The 18,602-nt window shown below is 52.9% G+C and carries 13 protein-coding genes, 1 tRNA gene and 3 rRNA genes; 7 read left to right on the top strand and 10 right to left on the bottom strand.

Features of this window, described 5'->3' with window-relative positions; translation table 11 throughout:
- The first annotated feature begins 16 nt into the window (after positions 1-16).
- The 3 genes from glnL to L350_RS24385 all read left to right on the top strand — a co-directional run bounded on the left by glnL (position 17) and on the right by L350_RS24385 (position 2,712).
- On the top strand, positions 17-1,066 hold the full coding sequence (glnL, locus tag L350_RS01640; protein WP_003861923.1) for a nitrogen regulation protein NR(II): 1,050 nt from the start codon (positions 17-19) through the stop codon (positions 1,064-1,066).
- Between the two features lie 11 nt (positions 1,067-1,077).
- The gene (gene glnG, locus L350_RS01645) at positions 1,078-2,490 is read left to right on the top strand and encodes a nitrogen regulation protein NR(I) (RefSeq protein WP_022649852.1); all 1,413 of its coding nucleotides are present in this window, start codon (positions 1,078-1,080) and stop codon (positions 2,488-2,490) included.
- A gap of 111 nt (positions 2,491-2,601) precedes the next feature.
- Positions 2,602-2,712 (top strand): YshB family small membrane protein, encoded by a 111-nt coding sequence (locus L350_RS24385; RefSeq protein WP_017382667.1) that lies wholly within the window; start codon positions 2,602-2,604, stop codon positions 2,710-2,712.
- A gap of 100 nt (positions 2,713-2,812) precedes the next feature.
- On the opposite strand, the gene hemN is transcribed toward L350_RS24385, so the two are convergent.
- Entirely contained in the window at positions 2,813-4,186 is a 1,374-nt protein-coding gene (hemN, locus tag L350_RS01655) for an oxygen-independent coproporphyrinogen III oxidase (RefSeq protein ID WP_032626916.1), read from the bottom strand.
- 188 nt (positions 4,187-4,374) lie between these two features.
- On the bottom strand, positions 4,375-4,890 hold the full coding sequence (yihI, locus tag L350_RS01660; protein WP_022649854.1) for a Der GTPase-activating protein YihI: 516 nt from the start codon (positions 4,888-4,890) through the stop codon (positions 4,375-4,377).
- Positions 4,891-5,470: 580 nt separating this feature from the next.
- Here yihI and yihA point away from each other — a divergent pair.
- Complete coding sequence (gene yihA / locus L350_RS01665) at positions 5,471-6,100, top strand: ribosome biogenesis GTP-binding protein YihA/YsxC (RefSeq protein ID WP_003861913.1); 630 nt, start codon at positions 5,471-5,473, stop codon at positions 6,098-6,100.
- A gap of 311 nt (positions 6,101-6,411) precedes the next feature.
- Here the strand turns inward: yihA and polA are convergent, their stop codons facing one another.
- A complete protein-coding gene (gene polA, locus L350_RS01670) occupies positions 6,412-9,204 on the bottom strand; it encodes a DNA polymerase I (RefSeq protein ID WP_032626913.1) in 2,793 nt (930 codons plus the stop codon).
- 439 nt (positions 9,205-9,643) lie between these two features.
- Between polA and L350_RS01675 the strand changes: the two genes are divergently transcribed.
- Positions 9,644-10,552: an acyltransferase gene (locus L350_RS01675; protein ID WP_032626912.1), complete on the top strand. Its 909-nt coding sequence runs from the start codon at positions 9,644-9,646 to the stop codon at positions 10,550-10,552.
- Positions 10,553-10,573: 21 nt separating this feature from the next.
- On the opposite strand, the gene dsbA is transcribed toward L350_RS01675, so the two are convergent.
- The 3 genes from dsbA to L350_RS01690 form a co-directional block, all read right to left on the bottom strand.
- Positions 10,574-11,197 carry a thiol:disulfide interchange protein DsbA gene (gene dsbA, locus L350_RS01680; protein WP_022649858.1) on the bottom strand — a complete coding sequence of 208 codons (624 nt, stop codon included), beginning with the start codon at positions 11,195-11,197 and terminating at the stop codon, positions 10,574-10,576.
- A gap of 27 nt (positions 11,198-11,224) precedes the next feature.
- The gene (locus tag L350_RS01685) at positions 11,225-12,211 is read right to left on the bottom strand and encodes a serine/threonine protein kinase (RefSeq protein ID WP_022649859.1); all 987 of its coding nucleotides are present in this window, start codon (positions 12,209-12,211) and stop codon (positions 11,225-11,227) included.
- A 75-nt stretch (positions 12,212-12,286) separates the two neighbouring features.
- Complete coding sequence (locus L350_RS01690) at positions 12,287-12,556, bottom strand: YihD family protein (protein ID WP_003861904.1); 270 nt, start codon at positions 12,554-12,556, stop codon at positions 12,287-12,289.
- Positions 12,557-12,624: 68 nt separating this feature from the next.
- Between L350_RS01690 and mobA the strand changes: the two genes are divergently transcribed.
- Together mobA and mobB are read left to right on the top strand one after the other, a co-directional pair.
- Positions 12,625-13,209, top strand: a complete 585-nt coding sequence (mobA, locus tag L350_RS01695; RefSeq protein ID WP_022649860.1) for a molybdenum cofactor guanylyltransferase MobA — start codon at positions 12,625-12,627, stop codon at positions 13,207-13,209.
- Positions 13,206-13,724 carry a molybdopterin-guanine dinucleotide biosynthesis protein MobB gene (gene mobB, locus L350_RS01700; RefSeq protein WP_032626911.1) on the top strand — a complete coding sequence of 173 codons (519 nt, stop codon included), beginning with the start codon at positions 13,206-13,208 and terminating at the stop codon, positions 13,722-13,724. The genes mobA and mobB overlap by 4 nt, the downstream gene beginning before the upstream one ends.
- Before the next feature lie 85 nt (positions 13,725-13,809).
- On the opposite strand, the gene rrf is transcribed toward mobB, so the two are convergent.
- The 4 genes from rrf to L350_RS01720 all read right to left on the bottom strand — a co-directional run.
- Positions 13,810-13,925: ribosomal RNA gene (rrf, locus tag L350_RS01705) — 5S ribosomal RNA — on the bottom strand.
- Positions 13,926-13,994: 69 nt separating this feature from the next.
- Positions 13,995-16,900 (bottom strand): 23S ribosomal RNA (locus tag L350_RS01710).
- A gap of 183 nt (positions 16,901-17,083) precedes the next feature.
- A tRNA-Glu gene (locus tag L350_RS01715) sits at positions 17,084-17,159 on the bottom strand.
- 84 nt (positions 17,160-17,243) lie between these two features.
- Positions 17,244-18,602, bottom strand: a 16S ribosomal RNA gene (locus L350_RS01720); the annotation flags it as partial.

Genomic DNA, 18,602 nt, shown 5'->3' with positions numbered 1-18,602 from the left:
TCCAGGAGACTGCTGAATGGCAACTGGCACGCTGCCCGATGCTGGGCAGATCCTCAATTCTTTAATTAACAGTATTTTGCTGGTCGACGACGAGCTGGCGGTGCATTACGCCAACCCGGCGGCGCAGCAGCTGCTCGCCCAAAGCGCCCGTAAACTGTTTGGCACGCCGCTGCCAGAACTGCTGAGCTATTTCTCGCTGAATATTGGCCTGATGCAGGAGAGTTTGCAGGCGGGTCAGGGCTTCACCGATAACGAAGTGACGCTGGTGATTGACGGACGCTCGCATATTTTGTCCCTCACCGCACAGCGTCTGCCAGATGGCATGATTCTGCTGGAAATGGCGCCGATGGATAACCAGCGTCGTCTCAGCCAGGAGCAGCTTCAGCATGCGCAGCAGATTGCGGCGCGCGACCTGGTGCGCGGGCTGGCCCATGAGATCAAAAACCCGCTGGGCGGCTTACGCGGCGCGGCACAGCTTCTGACCAAAGCGCTGCCTGACCCTGCCCTGGCGGAGTATACCAACGTCATTATTGAGCAGGCGGACCGTCTGCGTAATCTGGTCGATCGCCTGCTCGGGCCGCAGCAGCCAGGGATGCACGTTTCAGAAAGCATTCACAAGGTCGCGGAGCGGGTGGTGAAACTCGTCTCGATGGAGCTGCCGGATAACGTCACGCTGGTGCGTGACTATGACCCAAGCCTGCCGGAGCTGGCGCACGATCCGGACCAGATTGAACAGGTGCTGTTGAACATTGTGCGTAACGCGTTGCAGGCGCTGGGCCCGGAGGGTGGCGAAATTATTCTGCGTACCCGCACCGCGTTCCAGCTGACGCTGCATGGCGTACGTTATCGTCTGGCAGCACGTATTGATGTGGAAGATAACGGACCGGGGATCCCGCCGCATCTCCAGGACACCCTGTTCTACCCGATGGTCAGCGGTCGCGAAGGCGGCACCGGGCTGGGGTTATCCATAGCCCGAAATTTGATTGACCAACACTCCGGCAAAATTGAATTTACCAGTTGGCCGGGACATACCGAGTTTTCGGTTTTCCTGCCGATTAAAAAATAAAGGTGACGTTTATGCAACGAGGGATAGTCTGGGTAGTCGATGACGATAGCTCCATCCGTTGGGTGCTTGAACGCGCGCTCACAGGAGCGGGATTAAGCTGCACGACGTTTGAGAGTGGCAGCGAGGTGCTCGACGCACTCACCACCAAAACGCCGGACGTTCTGCTCTCGGATATTCGCATGCCGGGTATGGACGGACTGGCGCTCTTAAAGCAGATCAAACAGCGCCACCCTATGCTTCCGGTCATCATAATGACCGCCCACTCCGACCTGGATGCTGCCGTCAGCGCGTACCAGCAGGGCGCGTTTGATTACCTGCCAAAACCGTTTGATATCGACGAAGCCGTTGCGCTGGTTGAGCGCGCTATCAGCCACTATCAGGAGCAACAGCAGCCCCGCAATGCCCCCGACTTTGGACCAACGACGGACATCATCGGTGAAGCGCCAGCCATGCAGGACGTGTTTCGCATCATCGGGCGTCTGTCGCGTTCGTCTATCAGCGTCTTGATTAACGGTGAATCAGGGACCGGTAAAGAGTTGGTCGCACACGCTCTGCATCGCCACAGCCCGCGGGCGAAAGCCCCCTTTATCGCCCTGAACATGGCAGCGATCCCTAAGGATTTAATTGAATCTGAGCTGTTCGGCCACGAAAAAGGGGCATTTACCGGAGCCAATACCATTCGTCAGGGACGCTTTGAACAGGCTGACGGCGGCACGCTTTTCCTGGATGAAATCGGCGATATGCCGCTGGATGTACAGACCCGACTGTTGCGCGTGCTGGCAGATGGACAGTTTTACCGCGTGGGCGGGTATGCGCCGGTGAAGGTGGACGTACGCATTATCGCCGCGACGCACCAGAACCTGGAGCTGCGCGTACAAGAGGGGAAATTCCGTGAGGATTTATTCCATCGTCTGAACGTGATCCGCGTCCACCTGCCGCCGCTGCGCGAGCGTCGGGAAGATATCCCGCGTCTGGCGCGCCATTTCCTGCAGGTGGCGGCCCGCGAGCTGGGCGTGGAAGCCAAGCAGCTTCATCCGGAAACGGATGCCGCCCTCACCCGTCTGGCGTGGCCGGGCAACGTGCGTCAGCTGGAAAACACCTGTCGCTGGCTGACGGTGATGGCCGCCGGCCAGGAAGTGCTGATTCAGGATTTACCGGCAGAACTGTTTGAAGCCACCGTGCCCGAGAGCACCGCAGGACATACGTTGCCGGACAGCTGGGCGACGCTGCTGGCGCAGTGGGCAGATCGCGCGCTGCGTTCCGGTCATCAAAACTTGCTCTCTGAAGCACAGCCTGAAATGGAGCGCACGCTGTTGACCACCGCGCTTCGTCATACCCAGGGCCACAAACAGGAAGCGGCTCGCCTGTTGGGATGGGGTCGAAACACCCTCACGCGCAAGCTGAAAGAGCTGGGAATGGAGTGATCTTACTCCGCTGTGTAAAGGTTACTAATTGAGCGCAAAGTGCCGTTATTTTGCGCTTTACTGTTCCGATGAGTTTTGTATGATCGTGCCCGGAAACTGGAGGGGTGCATCATGCTGGAATCATTAGTGACCTTGCTTTCGAGCGGTGCAGCAGAAAGCCACACGCCACAAACTGCCGTTGCGGCGGTATTGTGTGCGGCACTGGTTGGGCTGTTTAGCTAACGAGCTGTCGATGAAAAGCCGGGTGGCGGCTTCGCCTTACCCGGCCTACATAAGTGCGAGTTGTAGGCCGGGTAAGCGAAGCGCCATCCGGCATTGCAACTTAAATCACGCGCGAGAACTGCTGTAAACGCGCTTTCTGGCGCAGATAGGCATCGAAGCACATGCAGATATTACGAATCAACAGACGCCCCTTCGGCGTGACGACCACCGCGCTCTCCGACACATCCACCAGCCCGTCCTTCGCCAGCGGCGCAAGAAGCTTCAGGTCTTCGGCAAAGTAATCGCTGAATTGCAGATCCCATTGCGACTCCACCTCGCGGAATTCGAGACGGAAGTTGCAGATAAGCGCCTTAATCACATCACGACGGATGCAGTCGTCGCGCGTTAACGCAATGCCGCGCCACAGCGCGTTGCCCGTTTCATCAACCTGCTGGTAATACAGCTTCAGCTCTTTTTGGTTCTGGGCGTAGCAGTCGCCAATCATGCTGATAGCGGAGACACCCATTCCGAGCAGATCGGTATCTCCCTGGGTGGTGTATCCCTGGAAGTTACGGTGGAGAACACCTTCGCGCTGGGCAATCGCCAGTTCGTCGTCAGGGCGGGCAAAGTGATCCATCCCGATAAACTGATAGCCGGTTTCGGTCAGCGAGGCGATGGTCTCCTGCAAAATGTCCAGCTTCTGCTGGGCGGAAGGCAGATCCGCATCTTTGATTTTGCGCTGCGCGGCGAACAGCGTCGGCAAGTGCGCATAGTTAAAGACGCTCAGACGGTCCGGGTTGAGCTCAGCCACGCGTTTAAGCGTGTAGGCGAAGCTCTCCGGCGTCTGCTTCGGCAGGCCGTAAATCAGGTCTATATTCGTTGAGGTAAAGCCGATTTCACGCGCATGGTTGAGTAAGGCAAAGATAAACGCTTCATCCTGCTCGCGGTTGACCAGGCGCTGTACTTCTTTGTTGAAGTCTTGTACACCCATACTCAGGCGGTTGAAGCCTTCGGCGCGTAAATGATCCAGCACATCCAGCTCGATTTCACGCGGATCGACCTCGATCGAAATTTCAGCGTCGTGGTTAAAACTGAAATTGCCGCGCAGAAGCGCCATCAGGCGGCTGATCTGCGCTTTGTTCAGATAAGTTGGCGTACCGCCGCCCCAATGAAGCTGGCTGACGTGACGGCCTTTAAACAGCGGTGCGCGGTGCAGAATTTCCTGTTCAAGCGCATCGAGGTATTGATCGGCTTTGTGCTGCTGGCGGGTAACGATTTTATTGCAGCCGCAGAAGTAGCAGAGCTTGTGGCAGAACGGAATATGGACGTAGAGCGACAGCGGGCGCTCGGGATAGCGCGCCACAGCATGCTGAAAATCCGCCTCGCCGAAAGCGTCAGAAAACTCCAGCGCGGTGGGGTATGAGGTATAACGCGGCCCGGAATAGTTATATTTCTGGATCAGGGCCAAATCCCAGTCGATAGATGGTACAGACATGCTCACTCCTTCCGTTGGTGTCGCGTTCGTATACGGCGGCCCGTTCTGGTCCCGTTGCGGGCCATCATTCGGGTGCGCAGCCACTTCTGTCGCCGCGACAACCGCCGTAGTTTAACGAATAACCACACCAGATAACATATAACCGGAAGGGTTATAAGCAGGACGAGTGTACCTGCCGGGTGCAAATGTTAGTTTCCACCTTTCAGCAGACGCATCATATCTTCCTGCTTTTCGTCTTCCTCTTCGTCTTCTTCATCATCGTAGGACAGACCCAGCTTCTGCATCAGTTCATCAATGCGATCCAGTTTGGCATCTACCCAGGACTGCTCTTCAGCGGTCAGGGTTTCACCCTCTTCAAGACGTTCCAGCAGCGCATCCAGGCGCTCATCGTTCTCCAGCATATCCAGCTCAGCCTGCGGTGAAAGCATAGGTTTCTCGCTCTTTGGTTTGTGCTGCTTAGTGACCGGCGTGTCTGTCACGCCCAGTGGAATGGGAGTTTTACTGCCGATACGAGGATCTTTCTGCTGTTTGCCTTTTGCAGAAGCGCCTGCGGCACCGCCACCATTAGCACGGCTACCCGCAGTATGGCCACGATGCTTTTTATCGCGTTTGCGATCGCGCGCTTCCTGATTCAGTTCTTCGCGCGTTTTGCGGCGTGCTTTTGCAGGGCGTTTCGCGCCCGCAGCGGAGGTCGGTTTTTTCATGATGTTTTATCTTTAAGTCGTTTTCTTCAGTATAGAATTGCGGCGAAATCTAGCAGAAAGCAAGCAAAGAAAAAAGGCGACAGAGCAATCTGTCGCCTTTTTTCCTGACTCACAACCCTTAACGGGTCAGACATTCCCTGTTTGCCTTCAACAAACCCTGTTTATCCCTTGGCTACTACCGTCCGTGATACGGTTCCGTTTCCTGTTAAAAACGCCTCCAGGCGCCGGTCGTCCTGACAATCCTGAGTCTTCGCCTCCTGGCGCTCCTGACCCTTATCCTTAAGTCGTTTTCCTGCTGGCATCCTCGCCTTGACGCACACTTTACCTTGTTCTCTTAAACTAACAAGCAACGAAAAGGTACTAAACCGGATTTTCAGATAATTACTCATTAATAACTCTTTGAATTTTAATATTTTGATTTTTTTAGCGCCTGCGATTTCTCTTAAATTTCTCATACGCTTAAGGGCAGATCTCTTACATTCCGTAGGGCTTTCACTTACACGTCAATGACGAAGGGAAAAGCCTTTTGCCCGCATTCAGGTATAATCCCCCGCAGATTACGATTTTTGGAGACGACCACGTGACTACCTGGAACTACCAACAGACGCATTTTGTCACCAGTGCGCCCGATATTCGCCACCTGCCCTCAGACACAGGGATTGAAGTGGCATTTGCTGGCCGCTCCAATGCGGGAAAATCCAGCGCCCTGAATACGCTGACCAATCAGAAAAACCTGGCGCGTACCTCAAAAACACCTGGCCGTACTCAGCTGATTAACCTGTTTGAAGTGGCTGAAGGCAAACGCCTGGTCGATTTACCGGGCTACGGTTACGCGCAGGTACCGGAAGAGATGAAGATCAAATGGCAGCGTGCGCTGGGTGAATACCTGGAAAAACGCATGTGTCTGAAAGGTCTGGTGGTGCTGATGGATATTCGACACCCGCTAAAAGATCTCGACCAGCAGATGATTGACTGGGCGGTGGCAAGCGATATTGCGGTGCTGGTGCTGCTGACAAAAGCGGATAAGCTGGCGAGCGGCGCGCGCAAGGCGCAGGTGAACAAGGTGCGTGAAGCGGTGCTGGCATTCAACGGTGATGTACAGGTTGAACCGTTCTCCTCGCTGAAAAAGCAGGGTGTGGACAAACTGCGACAGAAGCTAGACAGCTGGTTTAACGATCTGGAACCGGCGACAGAAGCGGAAGCAGAGTAACAACAGGCGCGGCGATGACCGCGTTTTTTTCGCCCGAAACTTTCCTTCCCGCAATAAAAAACGCCCCAGTCATTACTGACTGGGGCGGCTAAAATATTCAGCCAAATCCGATTACGTGAAGTAAAAGGTCTGAAAGATAGAACATCTTACCTCTGTACCCTACGTCGTTAACTCTACTCTTTTTTTGTCTCTTGAAAAAGCACTTTTTGTAGTTTTTTTTCATTCTTTACATAGGGAATTCTAATGATCGTCACAAAACGCGCGTACTTATGTTGCTTACTTACATAAAACGCGCGTTATTCCGATAACGCTTAGTGAGCCTGATCCCAGTTTTCGCCGCTACCCACTTCCACCAGCAACGGAACGTCCAGCTTCATGCTGTTTTCCATCAGTTCATGGATCTTCTGAGAGACCTTTTCCAGGTCGTCTTTATGGACTTCAAATACCAGTTCATCGTGTACCTGCATGATCATTTTCACGCGCGGTTTCTCTTTTTCCAGCCAGGCATCAACGGCGATCATCGCGCGTTTGATGATATCTGCCGCAGTGCCCTGCATCGGGGCATTGATAGCAGCACGTTCAGCGCCAGCACGGCGCGCGGCGTTGCTGGATTTGATGTCCGGAAGGTAAAGACGACGGCCATCCAGCGTTTCAACGTAGCCTTTCTCTTTCGCCTGCGCGCGGGTACGCTCCATATATTCCAGCACGCCCGGATAGCGCTCAAAGTAGAGATCCATATACTTCTGCGACTCTTTACGCGGAATGTTGAGCTGGCGTGATAGGCCAAATGCGCTCATGCCGTAAATAAGGCCAAAGTTAATCGCTTTTGCGCTACGACGCTGTTCGTTTGTCACGCTGTCCAGCGGCAGGCCAAACACTTCGGCAGCTGTCGCCCGGTGGATATCCTTCCCTTCGGCAAATGCCGTCAGCAGGCCTTTATCACGCGACAGGTGCGCCATAATACGCAGTTCGATTTGCGAGTAGTCTGCGGAGACAATCAGATAATCCTCTGGCGCAATGAAAGCCTGGCGTATACGGCGGCCCTCTTCATTACGCACCGGAATGTTTTGCAGGTTAGGATCGGTTGACGAAAGCCGCCCGGTCGCCGCTACAGCCTGGTGATAGGAGGTGTGTACGCGGCCCGTTTTCGGGTTGATCATCAACGGCAGTTTGTCGGTATAGGTCGATTTCAGCTTGGCCAGACCACGGTACTGCAGGATAACTTTTGGCAGCGGATAGTCCAGCGCCAGCTCTTCCAGCACCTCTTCAGAGGTTGAAGGCGCGCCGCCCGGCGTTTTCTTCAGCGGTTTAATACCCTGCTTTTCAAACAGGATGGTTTGCAGCTGTTTCGGTGACGACAGGTTAAATGCCTCTCCAGCAAGCTCATGCGCTTTCTGTTCAAGCTCGGTCAGGCGCTGCGCCAGCTCGCCAGAGTGATTATGCAGCACCGTTGGATCGATTTTGACGCCGTTACGCTCAATGCGGGACAGCACAGGCACCAGCGGCATCTCAATGTTCTGGAAAACATTCAGCGGCCCTTCGTGCTTCTGCAATTTCGGCCACATTTTGAGATGCAGCTGTAGCGTGACGTCAGCGTCTTCCGCGGCGTAGCGGCCTGCTTCTTCCAGCGCGATCTGGTTAAAGGTCAGCTGATTTTTGCCCTTACCGGCAATTTCTTCAAAGGTGATGGTTTTGTGTTTCAGCCAACGATCGGATAAGGAATCCATATCATGGCGGCCCGCCACGCTGTCCAGAATGTAAGATTCCAGCATGGTGTCAAAAGCGATACCACGCAGTTCAATGCCGTAGTTTTGCAGAATACCGCGGTCGTACTTCAGGTTTTGCCCGACCTTCAGCGCTTTCTCGTCTTCCAGAATCGGCTTTAGCAGTTCTAAGGCGCGCTCGCGCGAGATCTGCTCCGGCGCATCCAGATAGTCATGCGCTACCGGAACATAGGCTGCCATACCCGGCTCCGTCGCGAATGACAGACCTACCATATTGGCAGATATGTTATCGAGACTGTCCGTTTCGGTATCGAACGCAAATACCGGTGCTTTTTTCAGCTTTTCAATCCAGGCGACGAGCTGCGACTCTTCAAGGATGGTTTCATAGTTATCGAATGAGAGTGCTGCCGCTGCTTCTTCTGCCTGCTCTTCGGCATCGACAACGATAGTTTCTTTCGGCTTCGCCGCAGCTTTTGCCCCTTTCGCCTGAAGCCATTTCCCGGCTTCGACATCCGTGGTCCAGCGTTTAAATTCGTATTTTCTGAACAGGCCAAGCAGTTCTTCTGCGGCGGGTTCCTGCACTTCAAGCTGGTCGCAGGTAAGCTCCAGCTCGACGTCGGTTTTGATGGTGGCTAACTGATAAGAGAGGTAAGCGACCTCTTTGTTATCGGCGAGCTTTCCGGCCATGGTTTTTGCACCACGGAAGGTAAGTCCGGCAATTTTGTCGGACTCAGCGTACAGCGTATCCAACCCACCTAACCCTTGCAGCAGCGCCTGAGCTGTTTTTTCGCCCACGCCCGGCACGCCAGGGATGTTATCCGAGGAATCCCCCATCAGGGCGAGGAAATCAATAATGAGTTCTGGCGGCACGCCATATTTGGCAACCACTTCTTCCGGGCCAAGAATGGTGTTGGTCATGGTATTAATCAGCGTGATCCCAGGTGTTACCAGCTGCGCCATGTCTTTATCACCGGTACTGATCAGCACCGGACGGCCAGCCTTTTCAGCTTCGCGCGCCAGGGTGCCAATAACGTCGTCAGCCTCAACGCCCGAGACAGCCAGCAAAGGCAGCCCCATCGCTTTGACCATAGCGTGCAGCGGTTCAATCTGCGCACGCAGATCGTCAGGCATGGGAGGACGGTGAGATTTGTAATGCTCAAATAATTCATCGCGGAAGGTTTTCCCCTTCGCATCAAACACCACGGCCGCATGGGTTGGGTGGTATTGCAGAATCAGGCTGCGCAGCATATTCAGCACGCCGTACATTGCGCCGGTAGGTTCCCCTGCGCTGTTGGTCAGAGGAGGAAACGCATGATACGCCCGATAAAGGTAAGAAGAGCCATCGACGAGTATAAGTGGGTTTTCTGGGATCTGAACCATAATGTCCGTGCCTTTAATTAATTTATGGGTAAAGGATGCCACAGAAGGATGAAAACATCAGGTTTTAGCGCTTTATACAGAAAAAGATTTTGCGATCGTGAAGATCGCTCGCAAAAACAAACTGTGGATAAGTTTGTGCATATTTTTAATACAGGTGAATAACAGTTCTATAAAACTGATACTGAAAACTTATTTATCAAATAAAATCAATTAGTTGAAATTAGATCACTTAAGATCCCACCCAGCTGATGATTATTTAGTCTATGTGGATATAAGACGTAAGCACCCTGTCTATATAGAAAATTTCGCTGCATGGCAGGAAAAGCCGCAGCCTCTTCGTGCGAAAGCGCCCTGGTCTGGGCCAATATCTGATAAGATCGGCGCCCAGCACCGGATAGCCGGCTGCTTAATTACAGCTAACTATCTGAAAAAATTCATTATGTCGAAAATACTCGCTGCGATAACCTTATTGCTAAGCGTCATTTTAACTATTCTGGTTACCATCGCCTGTTCTGTGCCAATCATCGTTGCCGGAATAATTAAGCTCCTGCTGCCCGTCCCTCCGGTATGGCGTGCAGTGTCTGCTTTTTGTAATTTTATGATGTACTGCTGGTGTGAAGGGCTGGCGATCCTGTTGTATCTGAACCCCTGGTTAAAGTGGGACGTTCAGGGCCTTGAGAAGCTGAATAAAAAGAACTGGTATCTGCTGATCTGCAATCATCACAGCTGGGCCGACATCGTTGTATTGTGCGTGCTGTTTCGCAAACATATTCCGATGAACAAATACTTTCTGAAACAGCAACTGGCATGGGTGCCTTTCATTGGTCTGGCCTGCTGGGCGCTGGATATGCCGTTTATGAAACGCTATTCACGCAGCTATCTGATTCGTCATCCGGAACGCCGCGGTAAGGACGTGGAAACTACGCGCCGTTCTTGCGAGAAGTTTCGCGCGCATCCCACCACCATAGTTAATTTCGTCGAAGGTTCGCGCTTTACCGAAGAGAAGCGCCAGCAGACTCGCTCTCCGTATCAGCACCTGTTGCCGCCAAAGGCAGCGGGTATCGCAATGGCCCTCAACGTGCTGGGTGAGCAGTTTGATAAATTGTTGAACGTAACGCTCTGCTATCCGGAAAACGACAGGACGCCGTTCTACGATATGCTCAGCGGCAAGCTGACGCGTATCGTAGTCCGCGTTGATCTGTTGCCCATCGATACGGAACTGCACGGTGATTACGTTAACGATAAAAACTTCAAACGTCGTTTCCAGCTTTGGCTCAATACACTCTGGAAAGAGAAAGACGAACAGATAGCGGAGTTAAAATCTTCATACAAAAACGCCGGTCAATGACCGGCGTTTTCTTTATGTTTGTTACTTCATCTCAACCAGGTGTTTCACGGTATCAGCGTACTGTTGTACGAAGATATCCATACTGGTGGTGTCCATACCACGCATATTTACCTGGTATTTACCGTTAACATACATCGCTGGCACGCCCTGCAACTGGAAGTCAGCGGCAGCTTTTTCCTGCTGTGCCACGAGAGATTTCACCACAAAACTGTTCCAGGCAGCGTCGTAGTCTTCACCTTTCACACCGGCATCAACAAACACTTTACGGATATCTGCCGTAGTTTGTACGGTCTGGGTTTTCTGTACGGCTTCAAACATAGGCGCGGTGATCTTATCTTCCACACCCAGCGCAATCGCAACCGCCCATGCCTGAGTCAGATCTTTACCCAATGGGCCAAGGAACTCAACGTGGTATTTCGTCATTTTGGTGCCTTCCGGCAGCTTTTTCTTCACGTTGTCAGAAACATGAAGTACCTGCTCAAACTCGTAGCAGTGCGGGCAGTAGAAGGAGAAGAACTCCAGCACCTGAGGCTCGCCAGCTACAGGCTTGTCCAGCGTAATGTACTGCTTGCCGTCGGTAAACTGCGCAGCAGTTGCGCTAAATGCCAGAATCATACCAGCCAGCGCCAGCCAAATTTTTTTCATGATTAACTCTCTCCTGGGTGTGTCCAATTAATACATCGGCGTTAATTGCAGAGGGGGTTCCTGTAGAACCTTAACCTGCTCGGTAAATGTGGATATCTGGTTGCGCCAGTAATCCTCCCCGGTAAGCCAGGGGAAATTTCGGGGAAAAGCCGGGTCTTCCCAACGCCTGATTAACCACGCGAGATAATAAACAAATCGCATCGCACGTAAAGGCTCTATCAGGGCAATTTCGTCTGAATTAAAGGGGCTAAATTCTTCATAAGCTTCAATTATGGTCTCAAGCTGCATGCGCTGCTCGGCTTTATCACCGTTGAGCAGCATCCACAGATCCTGCACCGCAGGTCCCATACGAGCGTCATCAAGATCGACAAATAGCGGGCCGTCGCGCCAGAGAATATTCCCGGCGTGGCAGTCACCGTGCAGGCGTAGAGCGGTAATATCATCCCGCCAGCAGGCTTTTACAGCATCAATAAGCTTATCGGTCGCCGTGAGGAAATTATCCTTAAGCGCCTTTGGGATCAGCGCCGATGTTTCGAATACCTCTCGCGGCTCAATAAGATATTCCTGAACACCAATCGTCGGTCGGGCAACAAACGATTTTTTACGTCCCGTCTGATGAATGCGCCCCAGATAACGGGCAACCCATTCCATCTGATCGATATTATCTGCCTCAAACTGTCTTCCGCCCAGGCTCGGAAATACCGCGTAGTAAAAACCCTGATGGGTCAGCAGCGTTTGGTTATTAAATTTGAGCGGTGCCGCAACGGGAACATCGTCATCCAGCAGATCGTGGGCAAACTGATGCTCTTCCTGAATTTGTTCTGCGGACCAGCGCTGTGGCCGGTAAAACTTTACGACAAAGCGCTGGCGCTCTTCGTCCTGAAATTGGTAGACACGGTTTTCGTAGCTGTTTAAAGGGGTTAACCCGGAATCCACCCGAATACCCTGCTCGAACAGCGCATCCATAATGGTATCCGGGTGTAGTGTCTGGAAAGTAAAAGCCTGGTCGTTCATCCGATCATCCGGAAATTATACGAATGATTCAGGATATCATCTTGTGGCGATTTCGGTGGCTCCGCTTACAAGCTTTTACTCTTTAATTACGCCTCGGGCGCGCAGTAATGCGGTTTTAAAATCCTCTTCATAATCTTTCTGAATACCAGGAATAACAGCATCTTTAGCCGAGTCACGCATTTTGAGGTGGTAGATCAGGATGTCGTCAGAAAGGTCTGCCAGTTCGCCATCAAAACCTGACTCTTTCGCCAGTTTCTGTAAAAATTGCATCAGATTCAGCTCTGGCTCTTTTTGCCAGGCCGGCTGGAGAAGCTCAATGACTTCATTAAGACGTTTACATTTCATGGTAGTGCTCCTTTCATTTAGAGAGACACGTTAGCAGGGTCAATCCCACAATAAAAGAGGCGATATTCGTGAATCAATGCCAGGAAATCATCGGGGTCGTTCTTGCCGGAGGCAGGGCAACGCGAATGGGCGGAAAAGATAAAGGTCTTCAGCTCCTGAACAACACCCCCTTATGGCAGCATGTTGCTGATACCCTGGCAAATCAGGTGTCGTCGATGGCGATCAGCGCTAACCGACATGTTGATATTTACCAGCGCAGTGGATATCCGGTTTATCAGGATAAGCTTGTGGACTACCCCGGCCCGCTTGCGGGAATGCTTTCCGTTATGCAGCAGTCGCATGGAGAGTGGTTTCTCTTTTGTTCATGTGATACGCCCTTCATCCCGTCCTGTCTGGTTGAACGTCTGGTGCAGCGGTGCGAGGGTGCTCCCGTCGTCTGGGTACACGACGGCGAACGCGACCATCCGACGATCGCATTGATTAATCGCTCTTTAATATCTGCGCTGGAAGATTACCTGGCCGCAGGAGAGCGACGCGTCATGGTATTTATGCGCCAGTCAGGAGGGCATTCCGTTGATTTCAGTGACATGAAATCGGCGTTTGTGAATGTAAACACGACGGAAGATTTGCAGATGATGCAGGAGAAGAAATGATACCCGTATTAGCGATCTCTGCCTGGAGCGGCACCGGGAAGACTACGCTGCTAAAAAAGCTGATACCTGCACTTTGCGCTAAAGGTATTCGTCCCGGATTGATTAAGCACACGCACCATAACATGGATGTCGATAAGCCGGGGAAAGATAGCTATGAGCTGCGTAAGGCTGGCGCTACACAAACGATGGTGGCGAGTAACCAGCGCTGGGCGTTAATGACAGAAACTCCGGATGAAGCACCGCTGGATCTCGCTTATCTTGTCAGCCGGATGGATCATTCCACGCTGGATCTGGTGCTGGTTGAGGGGTTTAAGCACGAGGCTGTTGCGAAGATCCTGCTGTTCAGAAACGGTGCCGGGCATGATGTAAGTGAGTTAACGCTGGATGAACATGTGATTGCTGTGGCCAGTGACGCTGCGTTGACGCTGGAAGTACCGGTTCTGGATTTGAATAATGTGGAGGGGATTGCAGAGTTTATTTTGGCGTGGTGTGCAGATCTGAGATCTGCCGGGTGACGGCTTCGCCTTACCCGGCCTACCGTTTTTCGACGTATAAACGCAAAAAGGCCATCCTTTCGGATGGCCTCTTCACTTGTTTGATGCCTGGCAGTTCCCTACTCTCACATGGGGAGACCCCACACTACCATCGGCGCTACGGCGTTTCACTTCTGAGTTCGGCATGGGGTCAGGTGGGACCACCGCGCTAAAGCCGCCAGGCAAATTCTGTTAATCTGTATCAGGCTGAAAATCGTGTCTGTCTCTTCGCCGAAACAGCTTCGGCGTTGTAAGGTTAAGCCTCACGGTTCATTAGTATCGGTTAGCTCAACGCATCGCTGCGCTTACACACCCGACCTATCAACGTCGTCGTCTTCAACGTTCCTTCAGGAGACTTAAAGTCTCAGGGAGAACTCATCTCGGGGCAAGTTTCGTGCTTAGATGCTTTCAGCACTTATCTCTTCCGCATTTAGCTACCGGGCAGTGCCATTGGCATGACAACCCGAACACCAGTGATGCGTCCACTCCGGTCCTCTCGTACTAGGAGCAGCCCCCCTCAATTCTCCAGCGCCCACGGCAGATAGGGACCGAACTGTCTCACGACGTTCTAAACCCAGCTCGCGTACCACTTTAAATGGCGAACAGCCATACCCTTGGGACCTACTTCAGCCCCAGGATGTGATGAGCCGACATCGAGGTGCCAAACACCGCCGTCGATATGAACTCTTGGGCGGTATCAGCCTGTTATCCCCGGAGTACCTTTTATCCGTTGAGCGATGGCCCTTCCATTCAGAACCACCGGATCACTATGACCTGCTTTCGCACCTGCTCGCGCCGTCACGCTCGCAGTCAAGCTGGCTTATGCCATTGCACTAACCTCCTGATGTCCGACCAGGATTAGCCAACCTTCGTGCTCCTCCGTTACTCTTTGGGAGGAGACCGCCCCAGTCAAACTACCCACCAGACACTGTCCGCAACCCGGATTACGGGTCTACGTTAGAACACCAGCCATTAAAGGGTGGTATTTCAAGGTTGGCTCCACGCAGACTGGCGTCCACGCTTCAAAGCCTCCCACCTATCCTACACATCAAGGACCAGTGTTCAGTGTCAAGCTATAGTAAAGGTTCACGGGGTCTTTCCGTCTTGCCGCGGGTACACTGCATCTTCACAGCGAGTTCAATTTCACTGAGTCTCGGGTGGAGACAGCCTGGCCATCATTACGCCATTCGTGCAGGTCGGAACTTACCCGACAAGGAATTTCGCTACCTTAGGACCGTTATAGTTACGGCCGCCGTTTACCGGGGCTTCGATCAAGAGCTTCGCGTTGCCGCTAACCCCATCAATTAACCTTCCGGCACCGGGCAGGCGTCACACCGTATACGTCCACTTTCGTGTTTGCACAGTGCTGTGTTTTTAATAAACAGTTGCAGCCAGCTGGTATCTTCGACTGATTTCAGCTCCGTCCGCAGGGACTTCACCTACATATCAGCGTGCCTTCTCCCGAAGTTACGGCACCATTTTGCCTAGTTCCTTCACCCGAGTTCTCTCAAGCGCCTTGGTATTCTCTACCTGACCACCTGTGTCGGTTTGGGGTACGATTTCGTGTTACCTGATGCTTAGAGGCTTTTCCTGGAAGCAGGGCATTTATCACTTCAGCACCGTAGTGCCTCGTCATCACACCTCAGCGTTAACAAGGTACCGGATTTACCTGGAACCTCCGCCTACATGCTTAAACCGGGACAACCGTCGCCCGGCTGACATAGCCTTCTCCGTCCCCCCTTCGCAGTAACACCAAGTACAGGAATATTAACCTGTTTCCCATCGACTACGCCTTTCGGCCTCGCCTTAGGGGTCGACTCACCCTGCCCCGATTAACGTTGGACAGGAACCCTTGGTCTTCCGGCGAGCGGGCTTTTCACCCGCTTTATCGTTACTTATGTCAGCATTCGCACTTCTGATACCTCCAGCACCCCTCACAGGACACCTTCAACGGCTTACAGAACGCTCCCCTACCCAACAACGCATAAGCGTCGCTGCCGCAGCTTCGGTGCATGGTTTAGCCCCGTTACATCTTCCGCGCAGGCCGACTCGACCAGTGAGCTATTACGCTTTCTTTAAATGATGGCTGCTTCTAAGCCAACATCCTGGCTGTCTGTGCCTTCCCACATCGTTTCCCACTTAACCATGACTTTGGGACCTTAGCTGGCGGTCTGGGTTGTTTCCCTCTTCACGACGGACGTTAGCACCCGCCGTGTGTCTCCCGTGATAACATTCTTCGGTATTCGTAGTTTGCATCGGGTTGGTAAGCCGGGATGGCCCCCTAGCCGAAACAGTGCTCTACCCCCGAAGATGAGTTCACGAGGCGCTACCTAAATAGCTTTCGGGGAGAACCAGCTATCTCCCGGTTTGATTGGCCTTTCACCCCCAGCCACAGGTCATCCGCTAATTTTTCAACATTAGTCGGTTCGGTCCTCCAGTTAGTGTTACCCAACCTTCAACCTGCCCATGGCTAGATCACCGGGTTTCGGGTCTATACCCTGCAACTTAACGCCCAGTTAAGACTCGGTTTCCCTTCGGCTCCCCTATACGGTTAACCTTGCTACAGAATATAAGTCGCTGACCCATTATACAAAAGGTACGCAGTCACCCCATAAAGAGGCTCCCACTGCTTGTACGTACACGGTTTCAGGTTCTTTTTCACTCCCCTCGCCGGGGTTCTTTTCGCCTTTCCCTCACGGTACTGGTTCACTATCGGTCAGTCAGGAGTATTTAGCCTTGGAGGATGGTCCCCCCATATTCAGACAGGATACCACGTGTCCCGCCCTACTCTTCGAGTTCACAACCTGTGCATTTTCGTGTACGGGACTATCACCCTGTACCGTCGGACTTTCCAGACCGTTCCACTAACACACAAGCTGATTCAGACTCCGGGCTGCTCCCCGTTCGCTCGCCGCTACTGGGGGAATCTCGGTTGATTTCTTTTCCTCGGGGTACTTAGATGTTTCAGTTCCCCCGGTTCGCCTCGTTAACCTATGTATTCAGTTAACGATAGTGCAACGGATTGCACTGGGTTTCCCCATTCGGACATCGCCGGGTCAAAGGTTCATATCACCTCGCCGGCGCTTTTCGCAGATTAGCACGTCCTTCATCGCCTCTGACTGCCAGGGCATCCACCGTGTACGCTTAGTCGCTTAACCTCACAACCCGAAGATGTTTCACTTCATGATTGCGAAAATTTGAGAGACTCGAACACACATGAGCTGTGTGTCGTTTCAATTTTCAGCTTGATCCAGATTTTTAAAGAGCAAATATCTCAAACATGACTCGCAAGTCAGTTTTGAGATATGACGGCAGGTGACTTTCACTCACGAACCAGCAAGTGGCGTCCCCTAGGGGATTCGAACCCCTGTTACCGCCGTGAAAGGGCGGTGTCCTGGGCCTCTAGACGAAGGGGACGTACAGTCTCAATCGCAAGACGCCTTGCTATTTACTTTTCATCAGACAATCTGTGTGGACACTACAAAGGCAGGTTCTTTAAGGTAAGGAGGTGATCCAACCGCAGGTTCCCCTACGGTTACCTTGTTACGACTTCACCCCAGTCATGAATCACAAAGTGGTAAGCGCCCTCCCGAAGGTTAAGCTACCTACTTCTTTTGCAACCCACTCCCATGGTGTGACGGGCGGTGTGTACAAGGCCCGGGAACGTATTCACCGTGGCATTCTGATCCACGATTACTAGCGATTCCGACTTCATGGAGTCGAGTTGCAGACTCCAATCCGGACTACGACGCACTTTATGAGGTCCGCTTGCTCTCGCGAGGTCGCTTCTCTTTGTATGCGCCATTGTAGCACGTGTGTAGCCCTACTCGTAAGGGCCATGATGACTTGACGTCATCCCCACCTTCCTCCAGTTTATCACTGGCAGTCTCCTTTGAGTTCCCGGCCTAACCGCTGGCAACAAAGGATAAGGGTTGCGCTCGTTGCGGGACTTAACCCAACATTTCACAACACGAGCTGACGACAGCCATGCAGCACCTGTCTCAGAGTTCCCGAAGGCACCAATCCATCTCTGGAAAGTTCTCTGGATGTCAAGAGTAGGTAAGGTTCTTCGCGTTGCATCGAATTAAACCACATGCTCCACCGCTTGTGCGGGCCCCCGTCAATTCATTTGAGTTTTAACCTTGCGGCCGTACTCCCCAGGCGGTCGACTTAACGCGTTAGCTCCGGAAGCCACGCCTCAAGGGCACAACCTCCAAGTCGACATCGTTTACGGCGTGGACTACCAGGGTATCTAATCCTGTTTGCTCCCCACGCTTTCGCACCTGAGCGTCAGTCTTTGTCCAGGGGGCCGCCTTCGCCACCGGTATTCCTCCAGATCTCTACGCATTTCACCGCTACACCTGGAATTCTACCCCCCTCTACAAGACTCTAGCCTGCCAGTTTCGAATGCAGTTCCCAGGTTGAGCCCGGGGATTTCACATCCGACTTGACAGACCGCCTGCGTGCGCTTTACGCCCAGTAATTCCGATTAACGCTTGCACCCTCCGTATTACCGCGGCTGCTGGCACGGAGTTAGCCGGTGCTTCTTCTGCGGGTAACGTCAATCGACAGGGTTATTAACCCTGTCGCCTTCCTCCCCGCTGAAAGTACTTTACAACCCGAAGGCCTTCTTCATACACGCGGCATGGCTGCATCAGGCTTGCGCCCATTGTGCAATATTCCCCACTGCTGCTTCCCGTAGGAGTCTGGACCGTGTCTCAGTTCCAGTGTGGCTGGTCATCCTCTCAGACCAGCTAGGGATCGTCGCCTAGGTGAGCCGTTACCCCACCTACTAGCTAATCCCATCTGGGCACATCCGATGGCAAGAGGCCCGAAGGTCCCCCTCTTTGGTCTTGCGAC

It is taken from the genome of Enterobacter sp. MGH 4, from assembly GCF_000534735.1.
Taxonomy (GTDB): domain Bacteria; phylum Pseudomonadota; class Gammaproteobacteria; order Enterobacterales; family Enterobacteriaceae; genus Enterobacter; species Enterobacter intestinihominis.
Note: the sequence above shows the minus strand (reverse complement) of the source record. Positions and strands in the feature narration are given on the sequence as shown.